Annotated in this window: 1 protein-coding gene; it reads left to right on the top strand. The window is 40.8% G+C overall.

Annotated features, from left to right (window positions below; genetic code table 11):
• Window positions 1-556: 556 nt before the first annotated feature.
• A partial coding sequence (locus tag AC1DND_RS26690) for a hypothetical protein (RefSeq protein WP_477585727.1) occupies window positions 557-1,976 on the top strand: 1,420 nt, incomplete at its 3' end.

Genomic DNA, 1,976 nt, shown 5'->3' on the forward strand with positions numbered 1-1,976 from the left:
CGCACCAGCTTGGGGTTAGCTATTTAGTCATACCAGAAACTTAAGTGACATACATTTAAACCATCGCTATTCAACCACCCCAAAAGCTCCAAACTCTCCTAACTAAACCCGACAACAGCGGAAATCCTTTTTGTTGCCCCTTCGATCATCTCAGGGATAACGGCAACAAAAAGATTGAAGCGAATGGCGGGGCTGCACTACCCGAAAAACACGGAACGATTCGTTTCCAGATCCTTTTCAACATACCTTTTTTTAATATAAGAAAGATAAGTTTTCAGTTGGCACTTAACAGTTTTCAGTTAAATTAACAGTATCAGAAACTTAAGGAGCATATATTTAAACCATCGCTATTCAGTCCATCTATGCTATGAACCTAATAAATACACCAGCACATTTGGTCATTTACTTTAGGGTTTTCAACTATCAAAAACCGTGGTTTCGTCAATCACGGTTTTTTTTGCCGTTTTAAATGAGGATTTTAGATTGGCTCATTACGTTCATGGAGGAATAACTAACCTCGTTTAATTCCTTTGGGCCATTAGAACCAAACAACATTATGATGAAATTTTTAACACTTTTACTTTTTTTATCCATTCCAATTTTCCTATTGGCACAGAGCACCCAACCTAAAGACGATGCGGGCCAGATGGGTGGTAATTCCGGTTTTTATGAGACCTATAACCCTGTTAATTTTCCTAGCGGGGCAGGTGGATGGTGGCATTTACTTGATGTAAGGCATAGCAATGTTAACAATAACTTCGCCATGCAGTTTGCGGGTAGTTTTTTTGATCAGAACCTTTGGTTTAGAAAAACCAATAATGTGGCGAACACCGAATGGTCACGGGTTTTAACAGAAACCAATGGCAACCTCAATGGTAAAATCTACATCACTACTTCTGGGGGGCAGAATTTTTTTACAGGACACCAGGCTGGTAGTAGCTATGGTTTTCCTAGTGGGATTTTTAAAGCAATTACTGATAATCCTTATGGTCAGGCCAACGTCTTTTATGAAGGTGTTGCCGGCGGAGTAACGAATTTTACTGTTCGGGCCGATGGCCAGGGTTATTTTGCAGCTGGTTTGGGCGTTGGTACACAAAACCCTGCCTATAGGTTAACCGTTGCAGGTGGAGATGTTAAAGCATACAATTACGATAATCACTCTGGTATTTCTATCGGGGCTGAAGATTCTCAGCGGCCCAGAATTGGTTTCCATGTTTCGGATAATTCGAGGCGTTTTAAAATCGAACTTAATGATATCAATAGTCCTTATGAAAGATTAGGATTTTTTTCTCTGCTCGGAGGCGAAACACCTGAGCGGGAAATATTTACAATAAATAAGACAGGAAATGTAGGGATTGGAGAAATTGTACCACGGGGAATTTTGCATGTTAAGAGTAATGGTGCCTCCATTAATGGAGGGAACAATTTTCAATACAATGGAAACGGATTGATCGTGGAAGCAACAACTGGTGCAAGATCGGCTACAATGGGCGCCCAGATCGAATTCGTAATCCCGGCAAATGCCGGTGGAGATAACCCATGGGGGCAGGGAAGAATTATTACGGTTGCAGGAAATACCTATAGTGGTAACGCTGCAGGTAAGATGATTATAGGTACCCGGAGATCTTTCGATAAATTAAAAACAGGACCAGAGTGGTTTTATGGTGACGACATCGTGATTGATGAGTTAGGTAATATCGGAATGGGCACACTTACACCAAAAGAAAAGTTATCGGTTTTCGGCACGGTACGGGCAATGGAAGTAAAAGTGGAATCTACCGGATGGCCAGATTATGTTTTCGCAAAGGATTATAAAATTGGAACACTAAACGAACTGGAGGCTTATATCAAAACGAATAAACATTTACCAGAAATCCCTTCGGCAGAAGTTATCGAAAAAGAAGGTTTAGCATTGGGCGAAATGAATAAAAAGCTACTTAAGAGCCTTGAAGAACTTACCCTGCACGTAATAGAAC

This window comes from Pedobacter sp. 01N416 (assembly GCF_056399685.1).